This is a genomic window from Acinetobacter sp. UBA3025 (assembly GCF_002367915.1).
Taxonomy (GTDB): domain Bacteria; phylum Pseudomonadota; class Gammaproteobacteria; order Pseudomonadales; family Moraxellaceae; genus Acinetobacter.
The window spans coordinates 1-2,656 of the sequence record NZ_DFDO01000024.1; the positions used below are offsets into that span (position 1 = coordinate 1).

Here is a 2,656-nt window from a genome sequence, read left to right on the forward strand (position 1 = left end):
CACGAAAAATTACATCTTTCAGAATACGAGGTAATGCATCTGCATCGACCCAAAGTTTGAATGGCAACACACAGCTTTCCATAAGGGAGAAATTTGGACTAGTGTAGCAAATCAGAGGATGCAGGTTGATGCTTAAAACTACTCTTTCTCTGAATATCCTGGTATTTAAATACTCAACTCAACCGTATTAAATGAGTCAGCCACTCACAACTAGAAAAATATTTGACTTCACATGATTTGCATTTTAATTTTTAAATTCATTCGAGTGACTTGAAAAATCGCAATGACCCTCGATTAACTATAAATAAGTCATCCAAGATCAATTGTGCATATGAAAAAACAGAATAGCCCAGAGATCATCACTATTGATGATCAGAATTTCGGTAGTCATGTCGAACATTGGACCTTGCTTACTGAAAACCCAGGCACAGATGTTCCTCAATGGTTAGGCAAAGCCCTTGATGCACCTGTAATGCCGATGGGCTTGTGTACACAAGAATGCGATATGGATGAAACCACCTGGCTGATTCAGGGACCGAGCAAAGCTGCGGTACAGTTAAGCCAAGTGATTGCCGTAGAAAATAACAAGCCGCAGGCTGTGAAAACCGCATTTCCAGGCTTTGACAGTCCCTACCAGGTAAAAGCCACGATTGACCGGATTATTTCTTGTAAATCCGACACTCAAGCTGTGTTGCGTCTCAATCTGGGTGCCAACAATATCATCTATGCCTTTGATACGCTGTACAGCGTCAACCGGTCGCATTATGAAAAAGACCAGTCTTATATCGTCAACTTAAATGCTTGGGCTTATGAACTGGAAGTGGTGACTGATCATGAACATTTAGTCGTGGATGATCCTGCCTCTATCAAACATCACCGTGCCCTGAATGCAATTCTTGCAGAAAATAATGGGGTTGCACCGGATAATTTACAGGAACAGATCGATGCCTGGGAGCCGAAATCTGAAGAAGACAAAGAGCCGGTAACGGTTGATTTCTCCAAAATGGTCGCTTATCTGTATGGTGAGACCATGGGTCAGGAAGATGAAGCCTGGTTTCAGGGCAATATTGTCGGTAAAACTTCAATGGAGTTTATGGATCAGGACTACACGCTGTATGATGTCACCCTGATTCATGATGAAGGCCAGCCGGCTACCTTGATCCGTGTAGCCACCCGCAATGACAAGCATAAAGATTTCCAGATTGGTCAATATATTCGGGGCAATCTGTGGATTCAAGCCAATATCTATCGAAAAGCAGCTTAAGCTGAATATCCAGATCGGAGGCTCATATTTTTATATGAGTCTCCTATTTTTATTTATTTTAGTGCGATATTCTCTCAATTCTGATTATTTTTTATCCACAATTAAAATCAGAATTAATGGATTTTGAATTCATTGAAAATAGATTTATCCACAGATTTAAATTCAAATAAATTCATTTTCAATGTTATCTTAAACTGAATAATCATTTTAAAAACATCATAAAAATAATGGCTTAATATAATAGTTCTATTTTTCTGAATATATTGAGGCCAGTTATTTAAATAAAATTAATACTTTATGAAGTTTAGTTAAGAATGTACTTTATTTAATCAATTTTTTATGGTAAAAATACGATCAACAAATAATCATTTACGATAAATAGATCGGATAATAAATATCTATGAAAATCGTTCAAGAAGAAAATTTACAGCAGGTTGAGCATCATCTTGGCTCGCGTTATCAGCTTGATATGATGTCATGCCTATTTTTCGTATTGGGTATGCTCATTTGCGGCTATATCTTACATAACTTTGTTTTTTAACCCGAATTAAATGATAAAAAAACCCGGCCAATTGCCGGGTTTTTTAATTCTCAGGAATTAAGCATTGCGTTTAGCAAAGTCATCCATGAAGCTCACCAATGCCTGTACACCTTCTAATGGTACGGCATTGTAAATGCTGGCACGCATACCGCCTACTGAACGGTGGCCGGCAAGGTTAAGCAAATGGTTTTCTTTTGCTTCTTGCAGGAACTGTTTTTCAAGTTCAGGATTTGCCAGAGTAAATGGAACATTCATGATTGAACGGTTTTCTTTGGCAATCGGATTTGCATAGAAGTCGCTAGAATCGATATAGCCATAAAGCAATTCAGCTTTTTGCAGGTTCACTTTGTGAATCGCGTCTACACCGCCCTGTTCCAGTAACCATTCAAATACCAGACCAGATAGATACCATGCATAAGTTGATGGTGTGTTGACCATCGAACCGTTTTTCGCTTGATCTGCATATTTCAGGATGCTTGGAATTTCAGGTTTTGCCTGATCAAGCAGATCTTCACGAATAATCACCAGTGTTAAACCTGCAGGGCCAATATTCTTTTGCGCACCGGCATAGATCAGACCGAATTTAGAAACATCAATCGGTGCAGACAGAATGCTTGAAGAGAAATCACATACGAGTGGCTTATCAGTTTCTGGTACATGGGCAAATTGTAAACCGCCAATGGTTTCGTTATCTGCATAATGCACATAAGCGGCATCATCAGAAAGATTCCAGGCGCTTTGATCAGCAATCGCTAATTTACCATCTTCAGTTTTAATGCCTGCTTCAACCACATTGATGTCGCCATAGCGTTTAGCTTCTTTCAATGCTTTTTCAGACCAGATACCGGTAC

At 39.0% G+C, this 2,656-nt stretch carries 2 protein-coding genes and 1 pseudogene; 1 reads left to right on the forward strand and 2 read right to left on the reverse strand.

The window, feature by feature from the left end; all coding sequences use genetic code 11:
- Positions 1-82 (reverse strand): annotated as a pseudogene (locus B4J23_RS01010) (YaiI/YqxD family protein); the annotation flags it as partial.
- 249 nt (positions 83-331) lie between these two features.
- On the opposite strand from B4J23_RS01010, the gene B4J23_RS01015 reads away from it, so the two are divergent.
- The gene (locus B4J23_RS01015; RefSeq protein ID WP_291358391.1) at positions 332-1,264 is read left to right on the forward strand and encodes a hypothetical protein; all 933 of its coding nucleotides are present in this window, start codon (positions 332-334) and stop codon (positions 1,262-1,264) included.
- Between the two features lie 598 nt (positions 1,265-1,862).
- Here B4J23_RS01015 and serC read toward each other — a convergent pair.
- The coding region (gene serC, locus B4J23_RS01020) for a 3-phosphoserine/phosphohydroxythreonine transaminase (RefSeq protein ID WP_291358393.1) at positions 1,863-2,656 on the reverse strand (794 nt) is incomplete at its 5' end.

What these genes read in the sequence shown, in the direction of transcription:
- B4J23_RS01015 (WP_291358391.1), top strand. Translation starts at nt 332, where the DNA reads ATGAAAAAACAGAATAGCCCAGAGATCATCACTATTGATGATCAGAAT.